Origin of the sequence: Brevibacillus jepli (assembly GCF_047229145.1) — a bacterium.
Classification (GTDB): Bacteria; Bacillota; Bacilli; order Brevibacillales; family Brevibacillaceae; genus Brevibacillus.
On record NZ_JBFEFW010000002.1, the window covers coordinates 153,151 to 173,611 of the forward strand.

The window sequence follows — 20,461 nt, forward strand, 5'->3', positions numbered from 1 at the left end:
ATAAACGGTATATGTCTGGATTATAGACGAGACCTTTATGTAAATGAATGACTCTAGTCTAACGATTTTAACCTTCTCTCTTACATTTTAGTAAGATTGGGACACACATAAAAACAAGCGCCTCATCGTGGGCGCTTGTTTCAGTTATTCGTTATTGAAATGCCTCTTCAAATGCACGGTCAATTTGATCGGCTTCTTTGGAGACTGCGAACAATATCAATTTCTCTTTCACCCTCCAAACATGCTTTTCCACGAGATGATATTCTTCCGGACGATAGTCTTTGAACTTGAGGGTTTGTGCCTCTATTCGTTTTTGCACATTTTCTTTGATGACATCCACCTGATTCAAATCCTTCACTTTCAGTACCAAAAGCTCGTCTGCTTCCACATTGGATGAAGCGGTAAACAACATGAAATCCTCGACTTCCTCAGGATCAATCTGGTAGAGCTTTTGCAGCTTTGTGATATCGCCTTGCTTCATTTCACCCAAATTCACAGCTTGCTTAATGTGTTCCCCTACCTCTGTTGCGGAAAGATTCGAGGCATCTTTTTCTGTATCCGAACATGCAGTTAATCCGCCTACTAAGAGTAGGGATACAAGAAAGGTAACCAACCATCTCCGACAACCATAACCTTGTCTAGAAAGTAATCCTGCCATGCTACTAAATCCCCTTTCATTTCGCGTGTTCTGCTAAGGTCTGGATAGACGGATCTTCAAAAAACGTCTGGACATTGTATAACAAAAGCATGTCGTAAATGTGCTGTTCCTGTATGAGCTTCTTGAGGTCCCCATCATAATATCTGAGGTCAACGACATAGATTTCTTCAAAGTCTTGCGTCAAAAAAGGAAGGAAGCTGTTCGCGTAGGAGTCCTTGATTACCAGTAGTTTTTTGCCCTCCGTATTTCCGGTCCCTATTTTGATCAAACCATAATTTCCACCCAGAAAGACCTTGTATTTGTCTTTCTCCTTCAGATTCTCCATCGCATACAGAGAGTCTGATTGCCGCTGTTCGTCAACATACTCTACATGGTATGTCTCGCTCTTCTTTGGCAAATAGAGATCAATGCTGTCAGGCTCCACATGTCTGTATCCGCTCTTGGAATACAAGGAGCCGTAGAAGCTACCCGTCACTGTTTTGATATGGAAATCTTCTTTTGTTGTTGGTTCAAATCCCATCTTCTTGCCCAGTTCTTGATAGGCATAATAAGCGCCATGGGTAGTCCAATGATGATCGGTTTTATAAAAAAAGGACTCCTGCTGGTTGTCGGTGAGTGCTGGATAGACATCAACCACATGAATATTTTCACGAAGAGCTTCATGCACCTTGTCTCTGTAAGCAAGCTCGGCATTATCCGTGGCATAGGTAGGAAGCTTGTCGGTCAACACACTCTGCGCAGTGGGAACGAGCATCACGTATTTTCGCAGGTCGGGAGTCGCGTCATCGAAAGCATGGATGGCTGCTACTTTTTCCTTTTGCTCCTCGGCTGTTGGTGGAGTAAATTTTTGCAGCAAGAATCCATTCTTGCCCAAGTAAACCCCATGGCTCTCCTTTTTCCCGACCATCCGTTCCGCCCCTGATTTCAACCCGATCCAAATATCCCTTGCCGCAAACTGATCCGCAATGTATTGTTCCACATCAGAAGTAAACTTTCCCGAAAACAGATTGCGTGTGGAAAAGCTCGGCAGCTGCTCCAGGCTCCGATTTTCCGATTCCGAGAAAAGCTTATCTGGAGTCAAAAGATTCCATCCCGCCATGCTCCCTAAAAAAACGATCAGCAGAATGGCAGTCATGTGTGTATACCGAAATGTAGATCTGTTCAGAAAAGCCACCTTCTTCAAAAGCGAAAGTATAAGAATGGATTGTATGTTGCATTGACCAAGAAAGCCGTGGACAGAAGCAAGAAAAGGGAATGCATCGTGATAGCAGCGACGTCCCCTGCCAAATTGAATTTTTCTCTCACGTACGAAACCACTCTTGTCGGAAAGGGTGTTGCGCACGTGACCGCCACGAGCAAGAGAATCCAATAGGTGGACAGGAAGTAAAGGGATTGTGTGTCAAAAGCGTTATGCGAGCCAAATCCAAACATGGTTTGGATTAATGCCCATGCGTCAGAGACATTTTCCATTTCAAAGAATACCCATCCGACGATCACAATCAAAATCGTATAAACATGTCCGACAAAAGCATGTGACCTTTGCAGCCAACGTAATAGAATCCATTTTTCCAGCATGATAAACAGCCCGAAATACAATCCCCAAATGACAAAATTCCAGCTTGCTCCGTGCCATAGCCCGGTTAAGAACCAGACGACAAGCAAATTGATGAACTGCCGCCATAAGCCTACCCGGTTCCCGCCTAGGGGTATATACACATACTCCCGAAACCAGGTGCCTAATGAAATATGCCATCTGCGCCAGAACTCCGTAATACTTTTCGAGATGTACGGGTACTTGAAGTTTTCCATAAAATCGAAGCCGAACATTTTGCCAAGGCCTCGCGCCATATCCGAATATCCGCTGAAGTCAAAATAAATCTGTAAGCTGAAGGCAATGATGCCAAGCCATACCGACAAAATGGTAGCTTCATCAGCAGGCATCGCTTTGACATCCGTCCACAAAGTACCGATGTTGTTCGCCAGAAGCACTTTCTTGGCCAGTCCTTTTATAAACAGTTCCGCCCCTTCGCCGAATTGTTCCCATGTCACTTTTCGAGAGGTCAGCTGCTTGGCAATATCGCTGTATTTGACGATCGGCCCTGCCACCAGCTGCGGAAACATCGTCACGTAGAGACCAAAGGACAGGATATTTTTTTGTACGGGAACTCGATCCCGATATACATCCACGATATAAGACATCGTTTGAAACGTATAAAAGGATATACCCACGGGAAGCGGAAGATCGGCGATTTGCATATTCAGACCCAGCCAGTGATTGAGATTGTCCAGGACAAAACCGCCATATTTGAAGAATCCGAGAATACCCAAGCTCCCGGCAAGAGAAGTGAGAAAAATTGTTCTGGCAATTCCTTTGCGATGTCTGAACTTGTCAATCAATCGTCCGTTTGCATAATCAAAGACCGTTGTAGCGAGCATGAGGAAAACATACACAGGTTCTCCCCATGCATAGAACACGAGGCTCGCAGCAAAGAGAACCACATTTTTCAGGACCGTAGGCAGTACAAAATAGAGTAATATCGTGATCGGCAGAAAGTAGTAAAGAAAGATGAGACTGCTAAATACCAAATTAATCCACCTCCTCCCTTGCCGTTATGCATCGATTTTGGCATGTTAGCATGTTAGTTCACGTGGTCTTTTAAAAAGTCCAGCAACAGCTTGTAATAGTTCTCGTTAAAGTGGATGCCGTCCTTATCGTACAGATTGAGACTGTTGACAAAGATCGGAGACAAATCGACGAATGCCACTTTTTTCTCAGCAGCAAGCTCTTGTAGTCCCTCGTTGTAATCGTTAATTACTTGATAACGGGGCTCTTTTTTCTCTGCCTCAGCCGTAACCGGTGTCACCGATAATATCGTGATTTTTGTTTCAGGCAGTTTTTCTTTGAAGTTGTCAATCAATTTCGCATAATGCTTGTACGAGTGTGCCAAGGGATCGTCCGTTGGCCACAGAATGTCAGTTGATCCCAATTGAATAATGATGTGCTTCGGGTTTCTTTGTACTACATCATCGACATTTTCCAAAGCGAATTCGGCTGTGGCGCCTGCACCAGCACTCACATTGGCTTTATCCAAAACATCGTGGAAGGACAGCCCTTCCGTAATCGAATCCCCTACAAAAACGGTTGATTGAAACCTTGTTTTATAGGAAGCCTCAGCAGCAGGCGAGGTGGAACTACTGCCTTGTTTTGCTGATGGCGTTACTTGATTTCCACACGCAGCCATTGATAATGCAATAAATCCCGCCAGTATCGTTACAAAAGCTTTTTTTCTCATGTTCGTCTCCCTTTTATGTGTTCTCAGTTGCTCGCAGATAGTCTTGTATTCCCTCTATAATCGAAGAGGCAATGCGATATTGAAAATCTTCTTCCAACAGTTTTTGCTCTTCCGCTGGATTTGTTAAATAGCCAACTTCCAGAAGCACCGCCGGCATTTGCGTATCCTTTACCACGAAAAACTCTTCCTTTTTCACTCCCCGATCCAGAAAGCCCGTCGCTTCCGTCACATGTTTCTGAATACGCTGTGCAAGCGGAAGTGATTCGGAGCGATAATAATACGTCTCCGTGCCCGAAACATTGGGGTCCGTATAGGTATTTCCATGGATAGAGATAAACAAATCTGCACCCAATTGATTCGCAAATTGTGGTCTTTCTCGTTCCTTCGAGGATAAAAAGGTATCATCACTTCTCGTCAAATACACCTGCATGCGAGAATCTTGCTCGGATAGCTCCTTCACCTTGCGTGCTAGCTGCAAAGTAAAATCCTTCTCGACCTGCCCACTAGCTCCCTCCGCACCATGATCTTTGCCGCCGTGTCCCGGATCAATGACAATCTTGTAGACTGGCGAATGGACATTGCGAGCATTGCTGTTGTCAGGGTTATTGTAGAAAAAACCAAAAATGACAACGCAAGTTACCAGCAATACCAAGAAGGCAAATCTCTTGTCCACGCTGATGATGTTCCCTCCTTTCTTCTTGCTTTAAGGAGAGAATACTAGAGAGAGATAAAGATAAAGTGCAGAGCAAATCGAATTGAATTAAAGAATACGTAGAACCGGAGAAAAAATAAAAAAAGCACAGAAGCGAGTTCTGTGCTTGGGCAATCTCTTATGTTTCCTTGTTCAAATAGAAGTAAAACATAACGCCATCTTGCGTATTGTAAACGCCATAAGGTACGCCATGCATCTCTAATATCTTTTTCGAGATGGCCAGACCTAGCCCGGTTCCTCCTGTAGAGCGATGGCGGGAAGACTCTCCTCGATAAAATCGGTCCCATATTTTCTTGAGTTGTTCTTCCTGTATATGGGCTCCTTTATTTTCGATACAAACTTTTATGGAATCCTTCTCTTCCCTGCTCGAAATGATGATGCTTTCTCGCTCAGGCGTGTAGCGAATAGCGTTTGTCAGGAAATTGACGAGTACTTGCTCGATTCGCAGCTGGTTGGCTACTACATTGACCGGAATAAGCTCGGTATGCAGATGCAACTCCTTGCTCTCCAATTCTGGCCGTAATTTCTCACAAATCAGCTGAATCACATCATCTATTGGAAACGACTCCATCTTCATTTTGTACGTCCCGGACTCGTATTTCGCCAGATCCAGCATATCTACAATGAGCATGTCCATCTTTTTCACTTCATTTTCCATCGCTTCGAAATAGTAATCCTTCTTATGGCTCGCTACGCCGTCTTTTAGAATCGACAGACAGCTTTGGATGACACTGAGTGGAGTCTTCAACTCATGCGATACGCCAGAGATGAACTCCTTTCTTGTATTCTCCAATTGCTTCTCTTTCTCAATATCTTGCTGCAGCTGTTCAATGTAGGAGTGCAGCCGTGCAGAGAGCATATTAATATTGTGCGATAAGTCCCCGATCTCATCTTTAGATGCAACGGGAATTTTCTCTGAGAAATCCAGGCTGGCAATCTTTTTCGTTGTATGATTAATGCGCAACAAAGGTCTCGCAATCTGCTTCGAATAGTAGAACGAACTCAACAAAATGAGGAGCACCACAAATAAAAGGAGGTACACATAGTATTCTTTGATCATGCTGATGGCTTCATCGACCGGTTGTAGCGATGTCATGGCAAAAATATAGGCTGGCTCCCCTTTCTTATTCTGGATGGGGTGGACGAACAGTTGGTACTTGATATCATTTTCTTCTATAAGGTACGTCCAGGGGTTGTTCACCTTCAACTTGTCAGGACTGAGTAAAAGGTTTGCTTGAAACTCTTTGATCCGATCCATAAAGACAAGGTTGGTATAGAGCAGCCGGGGTGTTTCGCCCTTCACAGGAAGATGGGTCTTGGTAATGGTTCCATGGAGGTAGATGGATGGGAAAGCATTCCATGATTTTTCCTGATCTTGAAATTTTGGAATGATCTCGTGTTCTTTTTTGGCGATTTGATTATTTTCAAAACTTACCTTGCCCCACTCAATTCCCAGTCGATACGGAACAACTCCGCTATCTTTCCTGATTCCTTGAATGGTAACCATTGCTCCAGGACGAAGAAAGCTTCCCTCACGGATCTCCCCTATATTCATCAAGCCGTATAGCGGAATGATCAATGTCTGCTTGGAAAAGGGGCTGTTCTTTTCAGGCAATAGCTTGACTTCTATAGAAACATCGTCGGCGTAGTTGATATTCCCCAGATGATCCAGCGTGGTAACCCATGTATTGTGCTGGCGATAATAGTCTTGCTCCAGCTTCTGGACCGCTTGCGGATCTCCACTGCTTCTTGCATACTCTTCTTCAAATGTTTTCAGGCTCTCTTGGACATCCGCCACTTTTTTGTTGATGTAAAATTGTTTGAAGAAAACGGTCTGCCCTACATAAATGGTTGCAAGAATAGCCAAGCATAAAATCGAAGTCCAGATAAACAGCTTGAAAACAATGCTACTCTTCATACTTGTTCCTCGAATTTATAACCTGAGCGTACGACTGTTGTAATATGCTTTGATTTTTCCCCTAGTTTCGAGCGTAGATTACGGATGTGACTGTTCACCGTACGATCATCACCAGCGAAATCATATCCCCATATTTTGGTGATTAATTGCTCCCTTGTAATGATCATCCCTTTATTCCTCATGAAGTAAGCTAATATTTCAAATTCGGTGTGTGTCAAATCTGTCTTAACCCCATCTACTGTAACCGTTCGGGACGAAAAATGGATCGTAATGCCGCTGCTCGATAATCCCTCATCAGCCAGTCCGGAAATATGGCGACTTTCCAAAAGCCGTTTTGCGCGTGCCAATAAAATGGGAGGGCTATAAGGCTTGGTTACATAGTCATCTGCCCCTAGCTCAAATCCGAAGATCGTATCATCCTCATCGACACGAGCTGTAAGCATGATGATGGGAACGTTGGATGACTTGCGAATGCGTTGGCAAACAGACCATCCGTCCAATTCTGGCAGCATAATGTCCAATATGATTAAGTGTACTTCACTTGATTGAAATGTCGATAGCGCTTCATTCCCATTTGAGGCTTCTAACACTTCATACCCTTCGTTTACGAAATAATCCTTCATGATCTCTCGCAATATAGGTTCATCTTCTACGATCAAGATGGTCTTTGGCATGTTTGATATCCCCTTGCGATTTTACCTGCTATACTATCATTTTTGATGAAGGATTGCTATCAATGCCAGTACCGGACGTATGAAAAAAGAGTCCAACGTGTGAAAGATCGTTGGACTCATATTGCGTGCTATTACGTACCGCAAAACGTTTGGTACGGACGTGCTGATTTCTCGGGTATTGTCGTGTATTCTGCCTGCTCGGGAGTGTAAGCATATGGATCAGAAAGGGCAGCGAGTAACCGTTCGAGCACAGAGTAGTCGCCCTCTTTCCATGCAGCTTCCAATGCTTCCTCTACACGATGGTTGCGAGGAATGACTGCCGGATTACTCTCTTTCATTAACTGTTGTACCGCAGAGATGTCTTCTGGCTGTCTCGCTAGTCGTGCTTTCCACTGCTCATGCCATTCCGTGAATTCGCTCGTGCCAAACAGGACGGTATCTTCTGGTTGATTGATCGAGAGCGCACGGAATGTATTCGTGTAGTCTGCACGGTGCTCCTTCATCATGCCCAGTAGACCTTCTATCAACGCTTCGTCTTGCTCCTCTTCGTTAAACATACCGAGCTTTGCCCGCATTCCTGTGAGCCAATTGCTGTGATACAGCTTGCTAAATTCGGCAAGGGCATCTTCGGCTATTTTCACAGCCTGCGCTTCGTTGTCATGAAGCAACGGCAATAAGGTTTCCGCAAAACGAGATAAATTCCACACGGCAATGTACGGCTGATTTCCGTAAGCATAGCGTCCCTGAACGTCAATAGAGCTAAATACAGTTGCAGGATCGTACGTGTCCATGAAAGCGCACGGACCGTAATCAATGGTTTCGCCGCTGATTGCCATGTTGTCGGTGTTCATGACCCCGTGGATGAAGCCAACGAGCTGCCACTTGGCAATCAGCGCAGCTTGCCGCTTGATAGCTCCCTTCAGTAGCTGGAGGTAGCGATTATCATCTGGTTCGATCTCCGGAAAATGTCTTTGCAACGTGTAATCAGCTAACCCGCGGAGATCCTCTATGGAGCAAAATCTTGCCGCAAATTGGAACGTGCCTACTCGGATATGACTGGCTGCAACACGTGTCAAAATGGCACCAGGCAACGCGGATTCGCGATAGATAGATTCGCCGGTTGTTACTACTGCAAGGCTGCGCGTAGTAGGAATACCGAGCCCATGCATGGCTTCACTAATGATGTATTCGCGCAGCATCGGGCCAAGCGCTGCTCTACCATCGCCGCCGCGTGAATAAGGTGTTCTTCCAGAGCCCTTCAATTGAATATCAAAACGCTCGCCAGTGGGTGTAATTTGCTCACCAAGCAGGAGAGCCCGACCGTCCCCCAGCATGGTAAAGTGACCGAATTGATGACCGGCATATGCTTGGGCGAGGGGCATTGCGCCTTCTGGTGTCACGTTTCCCGCGAGCATGGCTACGGCATCGTCGCTTTGAAGGGCTTCGGCATTCAGCCCCAGTGACTTTGCCAATGACTCGTTAAGAATAGCGAGCTTCGGTGAACGCACTGGAGGTGGGCTCAGTCTGGAATAAAATGATTTCGGCAGCGTTGTATAGCTGTTGTCGAAGTTCCATCCCGGTTCGATCGTTGTTTTTTTGTCTGTCATTTTATCTCCTTTTATTGATTGGTGTATTTGAAAGAAAGTAACGTACCCCTGATACATTTTGCCAGTTTATTATACCCTTTTCATGCAGATTGGCGCACATTGGTCAGGTGAAAAAACAAAAAAACGCCGGAATACCCATCGACGTTTTAATTCGGTGTTAACAATATGATGCTTACTAAAACCATGAGAACCATGGTAATAAAAATCAAACTGGTAGAGACTAGATAGATACCCGAGACGGGAGAACGAAATGTTTCATTATTGATCCCTTTTCGCTTCCTGACATAATCCAGAGTGGCAAATGCAATAATGGAGCCTCCAAATAAAACAGACCCGATTCCAATGATATCCGTTACAACCTGAACGAATTTGGAAGTCGATTGGAATAATACGCCGTATGCCAAAAATCCCAATCCGACAATTGCGAGGCTTGTTCGAATCCAGGCAAGATAAGTACGCTCATTTGCGAGATGTTGTTGAACGTATTTGGAGTCGATGGTTTTCTCTGTGTGATGTAATTCTTGTTCGTATTCTACCAGTACTCTGCCCATTACTGGCACGCTCCTTTCATTGGTACAAACAGGCGGACAAATATTGTAGTCGGAAATTTCAAAAAATACGTTTCATGAAACCTTTGCGTTTATATGCAATTTTCATGTTTAAAGTAAATAAAGACTTAGATTATGAAAATATTGTTTTAGACTGACGATGGGGCAATACGTTAACAGGCAAAATAACTAAATATCAAAGCGGCAGCCTATGATATAATTACAGGTCTTTTGTCTGTGGCCTTTTTATAAACCTTTTACTTTATTTGTCTACTTAATACACTGGATACTTACACATTCAAAGTATAAATTCCTTTTTTCATCCTCTTGAATGGATGGTTCTAGTTCCTTGAACCAATCTTCTTGCATGTCAGATTCCTTAAGTATGTTTGGTCTCCAAAACGAAAGTCCCAACCCGGGATAATAATACGTCCAACCAAGCTCACGGTGATTGCGGTCATAGGTCGATACCTTATCAATTTTTTCTACCAATTCCTCCGCTTTTGTGTTAAATACATCCCAATCCTGAAATACGCAGTTAAGTTCATTCTTAAGAGAAGATGCTATTTGAATGAAGTATACCTTACCATCAGAGTCATATTCAAATTGAAAACAGGATTGAATAGCACCCTTCGCATGAAAACATAGTGGATTTTTCTCATAGGTTATTTCGTATTTATCCGTGTAATATTGCAGGCACTCATCTACTTCGGTTTTAGTCATACCAAGCAGTATTTTGCCAATACCTTTCATAGGTGTAATTATAAGAGTATCCATTTTTCACCCCTCCCAATTTAGATTGTATATTCTCGATTGGATATATGAAAGGGGATGCTCCTGGATGTTGGAATATTTTTCTGTGTGCTACAGCGTTTATTACCATGACGATCGTTAGCATAATAAAAATAGCAGCGAGCCTAAAACTTTATTTTCAGGTCCTGGTTCGCCGCTGTTTCAATTACTCCCGTTCAGTTTAGAACATTATTTTCTACGAATATTTCATACTCGCATGTCGTTATCCTCTGTTTATATCGCCTTCTCCACAATTTCAGCAATGTCCAAAGTTTTGACGAGGTCTTCTGCTTCTTTGGCTTTTACGCCATCGCTCATCATGGTTAAGCAATACGGACAATTGCTGCCAATCGTAGTAGGCTTAAGGACGAGAGCTTGCTCTGTTCGCGCGATATTCACGCGTTTACCTTGCGTTTCCTCCATCCACATCATGCCCCCGCCTGCCCCACAGCACATCGCGTCTTCCTTGTTTCGTCCCATCTCCAAAACCTGCACACCCGGGATCTTTTTGAGTATCTGACGCGGCAGATCATAAATGTTGTTATAACGCCCTATGTAGCAGGAATCATGATAGGCGATGCTTTCAGTCACTTCCTTCGATGGCTGGATTCGACCTTGCTGGATGAGCTCCCAAATGACCTCGGTGTGATGGTAGACTTCCGCTTCCAATCCAAATTCCGGATACTCATGCTTGAACGTATTGTACGTATGCGGACAGATCGTCACGATTTTTTTCACCTGATACTCCTGGAACTGAGCGATATTTTCCTGACAAAGCTGCTGGAACAAAAATTCATTTCCCATGCGCCGAGCGGTATCACCAGAATTGCGTTCCTCATTGCCCAAAATGGCAAAGCTCACACCTGCCGTGTTCATGATTTTTGCAAATGCCTGGGCGATTTTTTGACTGCGGAGATCGAATGAACCCATTGAACCGACGAAAAATAAGTATTCAAATTCCTCTACTTCCTTTACTGTCGGAACAACGATATCCTCTCTTCCCTCACGCCACTTGATACGTTCCTTGCGATTGATTCCCCATGGATTGCTCTGTCGCTCTACGTTTTGGAAGTAACGTGTAGCTTCATGCGGCATAGAGCCTTCTGTCAGGACAAGATAACGGCGCATATCCACGATTTTCTCCACATGCTCATTCGCGACCGGGCATTGATCCTCACAGTTGCGGCAGGTCGTACAAGCCCATAGTTCTTCTTCAGTGATGACATCTCCTACCAGATTGACTACTGCACTGGTGGCTGCCACCTCCGAATTCGCAGAAGAGGCATTCAAAAGCGAGGGAACCCATGGTGACTTTGAAGTAAGCGACGTGCCTTTTTCTGTTAAATGATCGCGCATTTTGACGATCAAGTCCATTGGCGACAATGTTTTGCCCGTACCCGAAGCCGGACACATATTCGTACATCTGCCGCATTCCACACAGGCGTACAAGTCAATCAATTGATTCTGGCGAAAATCCTCAATTTTGCCGACCCCGTATGTTTCCTGTGTTTCATCCTCGAAATTGATGGTCGTCAATTTGCCTACTGGCTTTGTATCCCGAAGAAATACATTGATAGGGGCGAACAGCAAATGCGCGTGCTTGGATTGTGGAACGTACACCATAAACATCAGCAAAACAATCAGATGAATCCACCAGAAGAAATAGAACAAAACCCCTGCTGTTTCTGGACTCATTCCCGAAAACCATCCCGCAACGAGAGCAGATATAGGTGAATACATATCTCCTGTTCGCCCCATATACAGATGCTCAAAAGCAAGGCTGAACAAAATCGATGTCATCAACGTGGAGAGAAAAATAAGGACGAGACCTGATTTTAGGCCACGCTTCAAGCGCTTTAACTTTTCAATGTAACGACGGTAAAAGGCGTAGAGCGTTGCGAGTAATACGAGAAAGGTCGTAATCTCCTGTGAGAGACTGAAATACTTGTGGAGAGCACCGATTGGATACGCAAAGTCATGGAAAAACCCTTTTAAGATGAGCTCAATTGCCCCAAATTGAAGGATGATGAATCCGTAGAACATAACGAAGTGCATGATCCCGCTTTTTATGTCCTTAAACAGCTTCTTTTGTCCGAATACCTGGACAATAAACTCGTTGATTCGTTGGCGGGTATCTGGTTGAAGCTGCGATTTCTTGCCCAGCTTGATGAAAATAACTCTGCTCCTTACCAAGTATACTGCCAAATAAACCGCATAGGCCGTTATCGCCAAAAATGCGAGGAAATTCAAAATACTAAGCATGGATAACACTCCCTCCGATAAGAAAAAAGAGTCTGTCGTACCATCCGACAGGCTCTCCCTCCTGCTTTGCAATTGTCTCTGTTAGGATTGGCTTCTCTTATTCGAATTTTGTCACAACATACGTTCCCGTTAACGTGTTATTGCTCATTCCTTCGAAGAGGTCATTTACTTCTGACAGGGATACTTCACGGTTCACCATCTTTCCGGGAGCCAGCTTACCCTGTAAAACGAAGGACAGCAAGGATGAATAACCATGAATCGGCATGCCAAACGTAGAGATAAAGCGAATCTCTTTCTTGAGCATCTCAGTGACTGGGAGGGTAACTTTCCCGCCATCATGTGTAACAAGACCGCCTTGCAGATGACGCCCGTCCTTTTTCAGGCTCAGGATCGAGTTCACGCAAGTTTCGGAATGTCCAAGTGCATCCACGGACACATCTGCCCCGCCATTTGTGATTTCCATGATGGCTTCAACGGGGTTCGTATTCCGGCTGTTAATGGTATAGGCTGCTCCCATCTGCTTGGCTAATTCCAGATTCGTATCAAGAATGTCTACCCCGATTACATTTGCCCCCATTGCCGAAGCAATGTTGATCAAAGAAAGACCAAGACCACCACATCCATAAATCGCTACCCATTCTCCCGGCAGCACTTGCGCTCGATCGACCAACCCATGGAAAGCTGTCATGAAGCGACATCCCAAGGCTGATGCATCGAGAAAAGGAATTTCTTCCGGCAGGTGTATGACATTTCGATCGCCTTTTGGAATGGCAACATATTCTGCGTAGCCACCATCATAGGTCGCTCCAGGGTGGGTACGGGAGTCACACAGATTTGATTTGCCACTAAGGCAGTAAGGGCATGTACCGTCACTTCCGATGAAGGGGACAACCACCCGATCGCCCTTTTTAAAATGAGCCACGTCCTTGCCCACTTCCTCTACGACACCGCAGAATTCATGCCCGAGGATACGGTTAGCGGGTTGTCCATGCAGCCATAAATGCCAGTCACTGCGACATACTCCATTTGCCATGATTTTGATCACAATACCGTCTTTATCAGGAGTGGGATCTTGAACATTCTGAACCTCACATTTCTGCTTATCTACCAATACCAGTGCTTTCATAATTCCTGCCCCCTGTTCTGTGTCATGATTCGATTAATTCAGGTTAATCAAGACGCTTTTCGTTTTCGTGTAGGCTTCAATTCCTTGATAACCCATTTCAGCGCCAATCCCGCTTTGCTTAAAGCCTCCGAAAGGAAGACCATTGTCTGACTTGAGGTACGTATTTACCCAGACAGTCCCTGCTTCTAAAGCATTGATGACTTTATGTGCTGTCGTCAGGCTTTGCGTCCATACACCAGCAGCTAAACCATATTCCGTTAAATTGGCTCTTTCAATGACCTCTTCTATATGTTCAAACGGCATGACGCACAATACCGGGCCAAATATCTCCTCTTTAACAGCCGTGCAATATTCCTCGAGATCCGTAAGTATCGTAGGCTCCAGGTAATTACCGCCTGCCAGGTTGTCATCCTGTAGAATGTTGCCGCCTGTTAATACGGTGGCGCCTTCTTGCCTCGCTATTTCGATATATTTTTTCACTGTTTGCAGGTGCTCTTTGGAAATGAGCGGCCCCATTTGTGTTGTAGGATCTAAAGGGTTGCCGACTTTCATCTTTTGTGCCATTTCTACCAATCGATCCGTGACTTGCTTGAACACTTGCTTTTCTACATAGAGTCGTGTGCCTGCCACGCATATTTGGCCTTGGTTCGTAAACATCCCCATGAATGCACCTTGTATCGCTTTGTCCAAATCGGCATCGGCAAAAATAATGTTTGGTGATTTTCCGCCTAGTTCCAAGGTGATCTTTTTCAAGGTGTCGGCGGATTTTTTCATGATGCCTTTGCCCACTTCGGTAGAGCCTGTGAATCCGATCTTGTCGATGCCCGGATGACTCGTGATCGCTTCTCCAATGCTCCTACCTGATCCTGTCACGATATTCACCACGCCGTTAGGGAAACCGGCTTCTTGTATAAGCTCACCTAATAGCAATGTAGTAAGGGAGGTTTGCTGCGAAGGCTTCAAGATCACAGTATTCCCTGCCGCTAGTGGTGCCGCCAATTTCCAGACAGTCCCTAGCAAAGGATAATTCCAAGGTGTGATTTGCCCGCATACGCCCAAGGGCTCCCTTTGGGTATAGGCATGGAAGTTCCCGCCTGATGTAAGTGGTATCGTCTGGCCTGTTAATTTTGTCGCCCAGCCGGCATAATAGCGTAAATGAGCGACGGCTCCTGGTACAAAGCCATGGCGAGTAAGATTAATGCTGTTACCGCCATCGAGGGTTTCTAAATAGGCGAAATCTTCCGAATGTGATTCTAATAAATCTGCCAGCTTATGGAGGAGCTTTGATCGATCAGCAGGCGAAGTGGCTGACCAGGTGCCTATATATGCGGCTCTTGCTGCACGAACTGCCAGATCGACATCTTCTTTGTCACCTTCATAGATTTTAGCGATGACTTCACCTGTTGCTGGATTCAAAGATTCATAGATTTTACCGGATACAGAGGGAACCCATTCCCCATTGATGAACATTTTCTTTGTGTCAAATAGGAACGTTATCACGTTTTGGTTAGGTGCACCGAGAGTTTTGGACATGCTTTGCTCATCCCCTATTCCTTTATGAAATGGTAAAGTCGATCAGGAAATCGTTTCTCGAGAGGACAACGATAGGAGAGTAAATCCCTCGTAGCCTTTCGCGGCTACCTCGTCACATATTTTCCGGTAATGGCCCACACCACCGACATAAATAAGGAAGCCCCGAGGTTTTCCTTCGATATTCGCGCCATTGTACCAGGAATCTGTTTTCGTAAAGAGTGTAGATTCAGCTACCTCTCTGCAATGCTTGCTCCAAGCCTCTTCTGCCTCTGCTTTCGCCTCGATGGTTTCAATCCCATGCTCCCGAAGATACTCGAGACAATCTCCGATCCATTCCACATGCTGCTCAATCGACACAGGCAGATTGGACAGTGCAGAAGGGCTCTCGGGTCCGGTGATCATAAACATGTTGGGAAAACCTGCGTTGGTGAGTCCGAGGTATGTCCTTGTTTCTGGTCCCCCTGCCCATTTTTCCTTCAATGAAATTCCATCTCTACCACGAATATCAATCTTAAACAGCGGGCCAGTCATCCCATCGTAACCGGTTGCAAAAACGATGATATCCAGCTCGTATTCGGCTTCCGTGGTTTTGAGTCCCCTCGGCGTAATCTCGGCTATTGGCGCACTTTTTACGTCAACTAAGGTGACATTTTCCCGGTTATACGTCTCGTAGTAATTCGTGTCCAATACGGGCCTTTTCGCAGCGTAATAGTACGTTGGTTTCAGGAGCTCAGCCACCTTGGGGTCTCTCACGGTTTCGCTTATTTTAGAGCGGATGAACTCAGCTGCCGTTTCGTTGGAAGATGGGTTAAGCAGTAAGTCATTGTATGTACGACCGAATCCAAAACCACCCCGATCCCAGGTCTTTTGGTATTCGCGTTGGCGTACATCCGGATCATCTTCCAGCGCAGACCGATCGTTCATCAGCTTGTGGAGATAGCCGGCAGTAGATTCACGAGTTTGCCGCTTAATTTCGCTGTAGTTTGCTTTTGTTTGCCGAATGAACTCCGGGTCATAGGGATGGTTTTTCGCCGGTGTACTGTACCCGGGAGTCCGCTGGAAGACGAATAAGTGATCTGCTTCCTCGGCAATGACTGGAATCGACTGGATACCACTTGAGCCTGTCCCGATCACACCGACTCGCTTCCCCTTGAACTCTACCTTTTCATGCGGCCAGTGTCCGGTATGGTACCACGCACCTTCAAAGCTGTCCAAGCCTGTAAACTTGGGGATGTTGGAGCTGGAGAGGTTTCCGACTCCGGTAATGAAGTACTTCGCCGTTATACGGGTGCCATCTTCTGTTTGAAGCTTCCACCTGTTCGTTTGCTCGTCATAATGGGCAGCCATAATACGCGTGTTGAACTGGATGTCACGTCGTAATTCAAACTTATCTGCTACATATTGAAGATAACTCAAGATTTCCTTCTGTTCCGGGTATCTGGAGGACCAAGTCCATTCCTGATACAGCTCCTCAGAAAACATGTAATTATAAATGATGCTTTCGGAGTCACAACGAGCCCCTGGATAGCGATTGGCAAACCATATGCCCCCCACATCCGGAGCCGCCTCATACACTCGTGTGGAAAAGCCGGCCTCCCGCAAACGGTGCAGCATGTATAAGCCTGAGAACCCTGCACCGATGACAACTGCGTCGAAATCGTTAGGCTGTATCGTCTGGGATTTCTGTTGAGTAGACGCCATTGTTTTCTTACCCTCCCAATGAAATCAGACTGTAGAAAGAACTAGTTACAGCTTACATTTTTCTTATTTATCTGAATATTCCTGATTCGGTATGTACGCATTCCCTCAAAAGGAGATAGTAGATGATCATTAAGCTATCCCCTTGAAGGAAGCTGCCGATTCTTTTTTTTGATGAATGGTGCTCAGCTGGTTACCGTCTGGTCAATCTTCATGAGAAAATTCCCGATTCTACTAATCGTTTCTTTGATATGTTCAGGAAATACTGCCATATTCGTGAAATAGCCGTGTACCAAGCCTTGCTCGCAATACGTCTCGACCATAACGCCTGCTTTCTTCAAGCGTTCGGCATAGGCGATCCCTTCATCACGCAAAACATCAAATTCAGCAGTGATCACCATAGCTGGAGGGAGATTACTCAAATCATTCGCTACTAATGGAGATACGTATGGATTGCCTTTGTCGTACGCATGATTGATATAATGGTTGGAAAACCAAATCATGAGGTCTCGATTAAGTCCAAAGCCCTCTTGAAAATCCATATACGACGCAGAGTCAAAGCGCATGTCCGTACACGGGTATACAAGAACCTGAGCCGCAATCGCCGGTCCTCCCTGTTCTTTGGCGAGCTGTGAGACGACCGCTGAAAGATTTCCTCCGGCACTGTCACCGCCTACGACCAATTTGGAAGCGTTTCCATTTATAGCAGTAGCATTTTCACTGACCCACTTTAATGCTGAATAGGAGTCTGCTAACGGAACTGGGAATTTGTGCTCGGGAGCTAGCCGATAATCGACAGATACAACGATTCTTCCCGTTTGATTCGCGAGCATTCGGCAGCTCGCATCTACTGTTTCAAGGTCACCAATTACCCAGCCGCCACCGTGATAGTAAACAAAGAGAGGAAATGGACCTTGGCCTTCAGGCGTATAGATTCTGATCTTTATACGCGCATCCTGTCCAACTGGAATCAGCCTTTCCTCTATGGTTGCGAGCGGTGCAAGCTCCATCTCTACTGGAGGCATTTGTGCATATAAATCTCTCACGGCCTGCGGTTCCATTTTGTGAAGGGCAGGCAATTGATGAATCCTTTCCACATACATTTTCGCTGTTGGGTCTAACTTCGCCACAAAACATCCATCCTTCCCTTAATAGACCTATCGAAAGCTTACTTTTTTCTGTATAATAAGAATATTCCCATTTTGTCGTGTGTAGATTCCCCCAAAAGGAGATGACAAAGTGACTGCAATCTATACGATAGAAGAACATGTTCGAAAACTCGATGCCATATCCAGTCATGAAGAAAAGCTATTTAAGATAATTGAACTCTATATGGAGCTTTTTCCCGTCAATGATGCTTATTTATATAGATACTCTCCCATTGGCTATTTTGCAGAAGGGATCATTTCACTCTCCTCCAAAGGGTTAGGTCATATACGAGAACGCCGAGATGATATTCGAGCGTTTGATATCGTCCAAAAAACCATTCGTGAAAAAAAGGCGAAATACTGTTCTGGGGTGGAATTTTTTAAGCAAACCAGCAGCAAATACGCACATTCATCAAATGAGAATGGAGTTTTAGTCGTCCCCATTTGCTACGGTGCTGTTGTCATAGGATTTATCTGCTCAAAACAATTTCATAGCAGTGTAACGTTTGATGATGAATTCCTTGCGGCTACTACTCTGTATGGCAAGCTCGTGGGAAAGTTCATTGAAGACTTTCCAGCTACAGAAAATTCTTCTCAGCTAAGCAAAAGAGAATTAGAAGTGATGAAGAGAATCGCATGGGGTGAAAGTACAAAGGAAATGGCTGATTCCATGGAGATCAGTGAGTTGACTGTAAAACAGTACGTCAAATCAGCCATTCAAAAGCTGGGAGCCAATAATCGGTCGCATGCGGTTGGAGAGCTCTACCGAAAAGGGATTATCTCCTAAAGAAATAAGCCGACAATTTGATCTGTCGGCTCTTTCCCTGTTTCATTCATGAAAAAGCTGATATCCCCAAAATTTCTCGCCCAATAATCAGTTTTTGAATCTCATTCGTGCCTTCTGCAATGGTAAAGTAACGAATATCGCGGTAATACCGTTCAACCGGGAATTCTTTGGTATACCCATAGCCGCCGTGAATTTGTAGGGCTTCTTCTGCCACTTTCAAGACCTGTTCTGTCGCGAAGTATTTGGCCATGGAGCATTCCACTTTGCAGGGCTTCCCCTGATCCAGCAAGTGGCTGGCTTGAAGGCCTAATAAACGCATGGCATTCGTCAGCGTAACCATTTCGCTGATTTTTGCTTGAATGAGTTGGAACCCTCCGATTGGCTTACCAAATTGAACCCGTTCTTTGGCGTACTTTACCGAAGAGTCGATGCACGCTTGGGCGATGCCAGTAGAAATAAAGGCGACCATGGCTCGTGCGCTATTGAGAAATTTGAGCCCCTGCCTTAATCCATCTCCCACTTTTCCTAGCAAATTCTCTGCGGGAATCTCGCAATCTTCAAAGATCAATTCAGCAAACGGACAACTGACCGTTCCCATCTTCTCAATTGGTTTTGTTTGATAATGAGAGACGCCCTTCTCCACAATAAACGCGGCAATGCCGTCAATCCCTTTGGTTTTATCGGTTTGCGCAATGACGATTCCGATTTCGCCTTCAAGACCATTCGTTATAAACATTTTGGAGCCGTTGATGATCCACTTGTCACCCCGAAGCTCTGCCCGCGTTTGAATGCTGGATGTGTCCGAGCCGACATTCGGTTCTGTAAGCGCGAAGAACCCGAATTTTTCCGCCGCCATTAACGGTTGTAAAAATTTTCTTCGTTGCTCTTCTGATCCGTATTCATAGATATGAGTCAAGACCGAATTCGAGAGCCCGACTGTCGCACGCAAGGAAGGCCAGACTCTGGATAACTCTTCGATCATCGTAAAGTAGGTAGTATAATCTAGCCCGTGACCCCCTGCCTCTTCAGGAAGCAATCCACCTAGAAACCCAAACGGGACCAGTTTTTTGACGATGTCCTTCGTTACGGCTTTTCCTGATTTCTCGTAATCATCGACCATGGGATGAATTTCCCGATCCAAGAATCTTCTTAGGGTATCCCTAATCATCGTTTGCTCATCTGATAAAACGAGAGACATGTTACGTTCCTCCTCTATGGCCGTCTTGCTTTCTCTCTTAAAATCATCATCGGTGTAGTTCCTTCTTGTACAAGCTCCCCTCTTTGGTTCACCACTTTTCTCTTAAAGTAAACGATTCCCCGGTCTGGTTTGCTGGTTTCTTCTTTTCCTATGATTTCTATATCTAGATGGATGGTATCGCCGAACTTGAGAGGTCGTAGGAATCTCCAGGAGTTAATACCCAATAAGGCTATCAGGGTGGTAGACATGCGCCTATTCAGATCGGTCCTCGTAAATAAGCCAGAGGAAACAGTTAACCCAAGGAGGCCATGCGCTATCCGTTCACCAAAAATGGAGTTCTTGGCATAATCATCATCTACATGAAGCGCATTGTAGTCACCAGATAATCCCGCAAAATTCACAACATCCGTTTCGGTAATGGTTCGGGCAGGTGATAAAAAGCTTTCACCTACTTCAAAGTCTTCAAAATATAAGGTCTCCTTCGTCAAACATGATCACCTCAGCAGC

18 protein-coding genes are annotated in these 20,461 nt (G+C 45.1%); 1 reads left to right on the plus strand and 17 read right to left on the minus strand.

Annotated features, from left to right (window positions below):
* Positions 1 to 151: 151 nt before the first annotated feature.
* From AB1L17_RS02755 to AB1L17_RS02825, 15 genes are all read right to left on the minus strand, one after another.
* Positions 152 to 658 carry a DUF4358 domain-containing protein gene (locus AB1L17_RS02755; protein WP_412844001.1) on the minus strand — a complete coding sequence of 169 codons (507 nt, stop codon included), beginning with the start codon at positions 656 to 658 and terminating at the stop codon, positions 152 to 154.
* A gap of 16 nt (positions 659 to 674) precedes the next feature.
* Positions 675 to 1,757, minus strand: a complete 1,083-nt coding sequence (locus tag AB1L17_RS02760) for a DHHW family protein (RefSeq protein ID WP_412844002.1) — start codon at positions 1,755 to 1,757, stop codon at positions 675 to 677.
* 80 nt (positions 1,758 to 1,837) lie between these two features.
* Positions 1,838 to 3,244, minus strand: coding sequence for an MBOAT family O-acyltransferase (locus AB1L17_RS02765; protein ID WP_412844003.1), 1,407 nt, complete (start codon positions 3,242 to 3,244; stop codon positions 1,838 to 1,840).
* A gap of 53 nt (positions 3,245 to 3,297) precedes the next feature.
* Positions 3,298 to 3,951: a GDSL-type esterase/lipase family protein gene (locus AB1L17_RS02770; protein ID WP_412844004.1), complete on the minus strand. Its 654-nt coding sequence runs from the start codon at positions 3,949 to 3,951 to the stop codon at positions 3,298 to 3,300.
* Between the two features lie 13 nt (positions 3,952 to 3,964).
* Positions 3,965 to 4,624 carry an N-acetylmuramoyl-L-alanine amidase family protein gene (locus AB1L17_RS02775; protein WP_412844005.1) on the minus strand — a complete coding sequence of 220 codons (660 nt, stop codon included), beginning with the start codon at positions 4,622 to 4,624 and terminating at the stop codon, positions 3,965 to 3,967.
* Positions 4,625 to 4,781: 157 nt separating this feature from the next.
* Positions 4,782 to 6,581, minus strand: a complete 1,800-nt coding sequence (locus AB1L17_RS02780; protein WP_412844006.1) for a HAMP domain-containing sensor histidine kinase — start codon at positions 6,579 to 6,581, stop codon at positions 4,782 to 4,784.
* On the minus strand, positions 6,578 to 7,255 hold the full coding sequence (locus tag AB1L17_RS02785; protein WP_412844007.1) for a response regulator transcription factor: 678 nt from the start codon (positions 7,253 to 7,255) through the stop codon (positions 6,578 to 6,580). The genes AB1L17_RS02780 and AB1L17_RS02785 overlap by 4 nt, the downstream gene beginning before the upstream one ends.
* A 131-nt stretch (positions 7,256 to 7,386) precedes the next feature.
* The gene (locus tag AB1L17_RS02790) at positions 7,387 to 8,862 is read right to left on the minus strand and encodes a protein adenylyltransferase SelO (RefSeq protein WP_412844008.1); all 1,476 of its coding nucleotides are present in this window, start codon (positions 8,860 to 8,862) and stop codon (positions 7,387 to 7,389) included.
* Between the two features lie 146 nt (positions 8,863 to 9,008).
* Positions 9,009 to 9,413, minus strand: a complete 405-nt coding sequence (locus tag AB1L17_RS02795) for a YidH family protein (protein WP_412844009.1) — start codon at positions 9,411 to 9,413, stop codon at positions 9,009 to 9,011.
* 267 nt (positions 9,414 to 9,680) lie between these two features.
* Positions 9,681 to 10,187: a hypothetical protein gene (locus AB1L17_RS02800; RefSeq protein WP_412844010.1), complete on the minus strand. Its 507-nt coding sequence runs from the start codon at positions 10,185 to 10,187 to the stop codon at positions 9,681 to 9,683.
* Between the two features lie 249 nt (positions 10,188 to 10,436).
* Positions 10,437 to 12,464 carry a (Fe-S)-binding protein gene (locus tag AB1L17_RS02805; RefSeq protein ID WP_412844011.1) on the minus strand — a complete coding sequence of 676 codons (2,028 nt, stop codon included), beginning with the start codon at positions 12,462 to 12,464 and terminating at the stop codon, positions 10,437 to 10,439.
* Between the two features lie 97 nt (positions 12,465 to 12,561).
* On the minus strand, positions 12,562 to 13,590 hold the full coding sequence (locus tag AB1L17_RS02810) for an alcohol dehydrogenase catalytic domain-containing protein (protein ID WP_412844012.1): 1,029 nt from the start codon (positions 13,588 to 13,590) through the stop codon (positions 12,562 to 12,564).
* Positions 13,591 to 13,623: 33 nt separating this feature from the next.
* On the minus strand, positions 13,624 to 15,123 hold the full coding sequence (locus AB1L17_RS02815) for an aldehyde dehydrogenase family protein (protein ID WP_412844013.1): 1,500 nt from the start codon (positions 15,121 to 15,123) through the stop codon (positions 13,624 to 13,626).
* A gap of 42 nt (positions 15,124 to 15,165) precedes the next feature.
* Positions 15,166 to 16,824, minus strand: coding sequence for a flavin-containing monooxygenase (locus tag AB1L17_RS02820; RefSeq protein ID WP_412844014.1), 1,659 nt, complete (start codon positions 16,822 to 16,824; stop codon positions 15,166 to 15,168).
* A gap of 182 nt (positions 16,825 to 17,006) precedes the next feature.
* Positions 17,007 to 17,951 (minus strand): LipP1 family hormone-sensitive lipase, encoded by a 945-nt coding sequence (locus AB1L17_RS02825; RefSeq protein ID WP_412844015.1) that lies wholly within the window; start codon positions 17,949 to 17,951, stop codon positions 17,007 to 17,009.
* A 109-nt stretch (positions 17,952 to 18,060) separates the two neighbouring features.
* On the opposite strand from AB1L17_RS02825, the gene AB1L17_RS02830 reads away from it, so the two are divergent.
* Positions 18,061 to 18,756: a LuxR C-terminal-related transcriptional regulator gene (locus tag AB1L17_RS02830; protein WP_412844016.1), complete on the plus strand. Its 696-nt coding sequence runs from the start codon at positions 18,061 to 18,063 to the stop codon at positions 18,754 to 18,756.
* A gap of 46 nt (positions 18,757 to 18,802) precedes the next feature.
* On the opposite strand, the gene AB1L17_RS02835 is transcribed toward AB1L17_RS02830, so the two are convergent.
* Both AB1L17_RS02835 and AB1L17_RS02840 read right to left on the minus strand, forming a co-directional pair.
* Positions 18,803 to 19,954, minus strand: a complete 1,152-nt coding sequence (locus tag AB1L17_RS02835) for an acyl-CoA dehydrogenase family protein (RefSeq protein ID WP_412844017.1) — start codon at positions 19,952 to 19,954, stop codon at positions 18,803 to 18,805.
* Between the two features lie 14 nt (positions 19,955 to 19,968).
* Complete coding sequence (locus tag AB1L17_RS02840; protein WP_412844018.1) at positions 19,969 to 20,442, minus strand: MaoC/PaaZ C-terminal domain-containing protein; 474 nt, start codon at positions 20,440 to 20,442, stop codon at positions 19,969 to 19,971.
* Between the last annotated feature and the right edge of the window lie 19 nt (positions 20,443 to 20,461).

What these genes read in the sequence shown, in the direction of transcription:
- AB1L17_RS02755 (WP_412844001.1), bottom strand. Translation starts at nt 658, where the DNA reads ATGGCAGGATTACTTTCTAGACAAGGTTATGGTTGTCGGAGATGGTTG.
- AB1L17_RS02760 (WP_412844002.1), bottom strand. Translation starts at nt 1,757, where the DNA reads ATGGCGGGATGGAATCTTTTGACTCCAGATAAGCTTTTCTCGGAATCG.
- AB1L17_RS02770 (WP_412844004.1), bottom strand. Translation starts at nt 3,951, where the DNA reads ATGAGAAAAAAAGCTTTTGTAACGATACTGGCGGGATTTATTGCATTA.
- AB1L17_RS02780 (WP_412844006.1), bottom strand. Translation starts at nt 6,581, where the DNA reads ATGAAGAGTAGCATTGTTTTCAAGCTGTTTATCTGGACTTCGATTTTA.
- AB1L17_RS02785 (WP_412844007.1), bottom strand. Translation starts at nt 7,255, where the DNA reads ATGCCAAAGACCATCTTGATCGTAGAAGATGAACCTATATTGCGAGAG.
- AB1L17_RS02790 (WP_412844008.1), bottom strand. Translation starts at nt 8,862, where the DNA reads ATGACAGACAAAAAAACAACGATCGAACCGGGATGGAACTTCGACAAC.
- AB1L17_RS02795 (WP_412844009.1), bottom strand. Translation starts at nt 9,413, where the DNA reads ATGGGCAGAGTACTGGTAGAATACGAACAAGAATTACATCACACAGAG.
- AB1L17_RS02800 (WP_412844010.1), bottom strand. Translation starts at nt 10,187, where the DNA reads ATGGATACTCTTATAATTACACCTATGAAAGGTATTGGCAAAATACTG.
- AB1L17_RS02805 (WP_412844011.1), bottom strand. Translation starts at nt 12,464, where the DNA reads ATGCTTAGTATTTTGAATTTCCTCGCATTTTTGGCGATAACGGCCTAT.
- AB1L17_RS02810 (WP_412844012.1), bottom strand. Translation starts at nt 13,590, where the DNA reads ATGAAAGCACTGGTATTGGTAGATAAGCAGAAATGTGAGGTTCAGAAT.
- AB1L17_RS02815 (WP_412844013.1), bottom strand. Translation starts at nt 15,123, where the DNA reads ATGTCCAAAACTCTCGGTGCACCTAACCAAAACGTGATAACGTTCCTA.
- AB1L17_RS02820 (WP_412844014.1), bottom strand. Translation starts at nt 16,824, where the DNA reads ATGGCGTCTACTCAACAGAAATCCCAGACGATACAGCCTAACGATTTC.
- AB1L17_RS02835 (WP_412844017.1), bottom strand. Translation starts at nt 19,954, where the DNA reads ATGTCTCTCGTTTTATCAGATGAGCAAACGATGATTAGGGATACCCTA.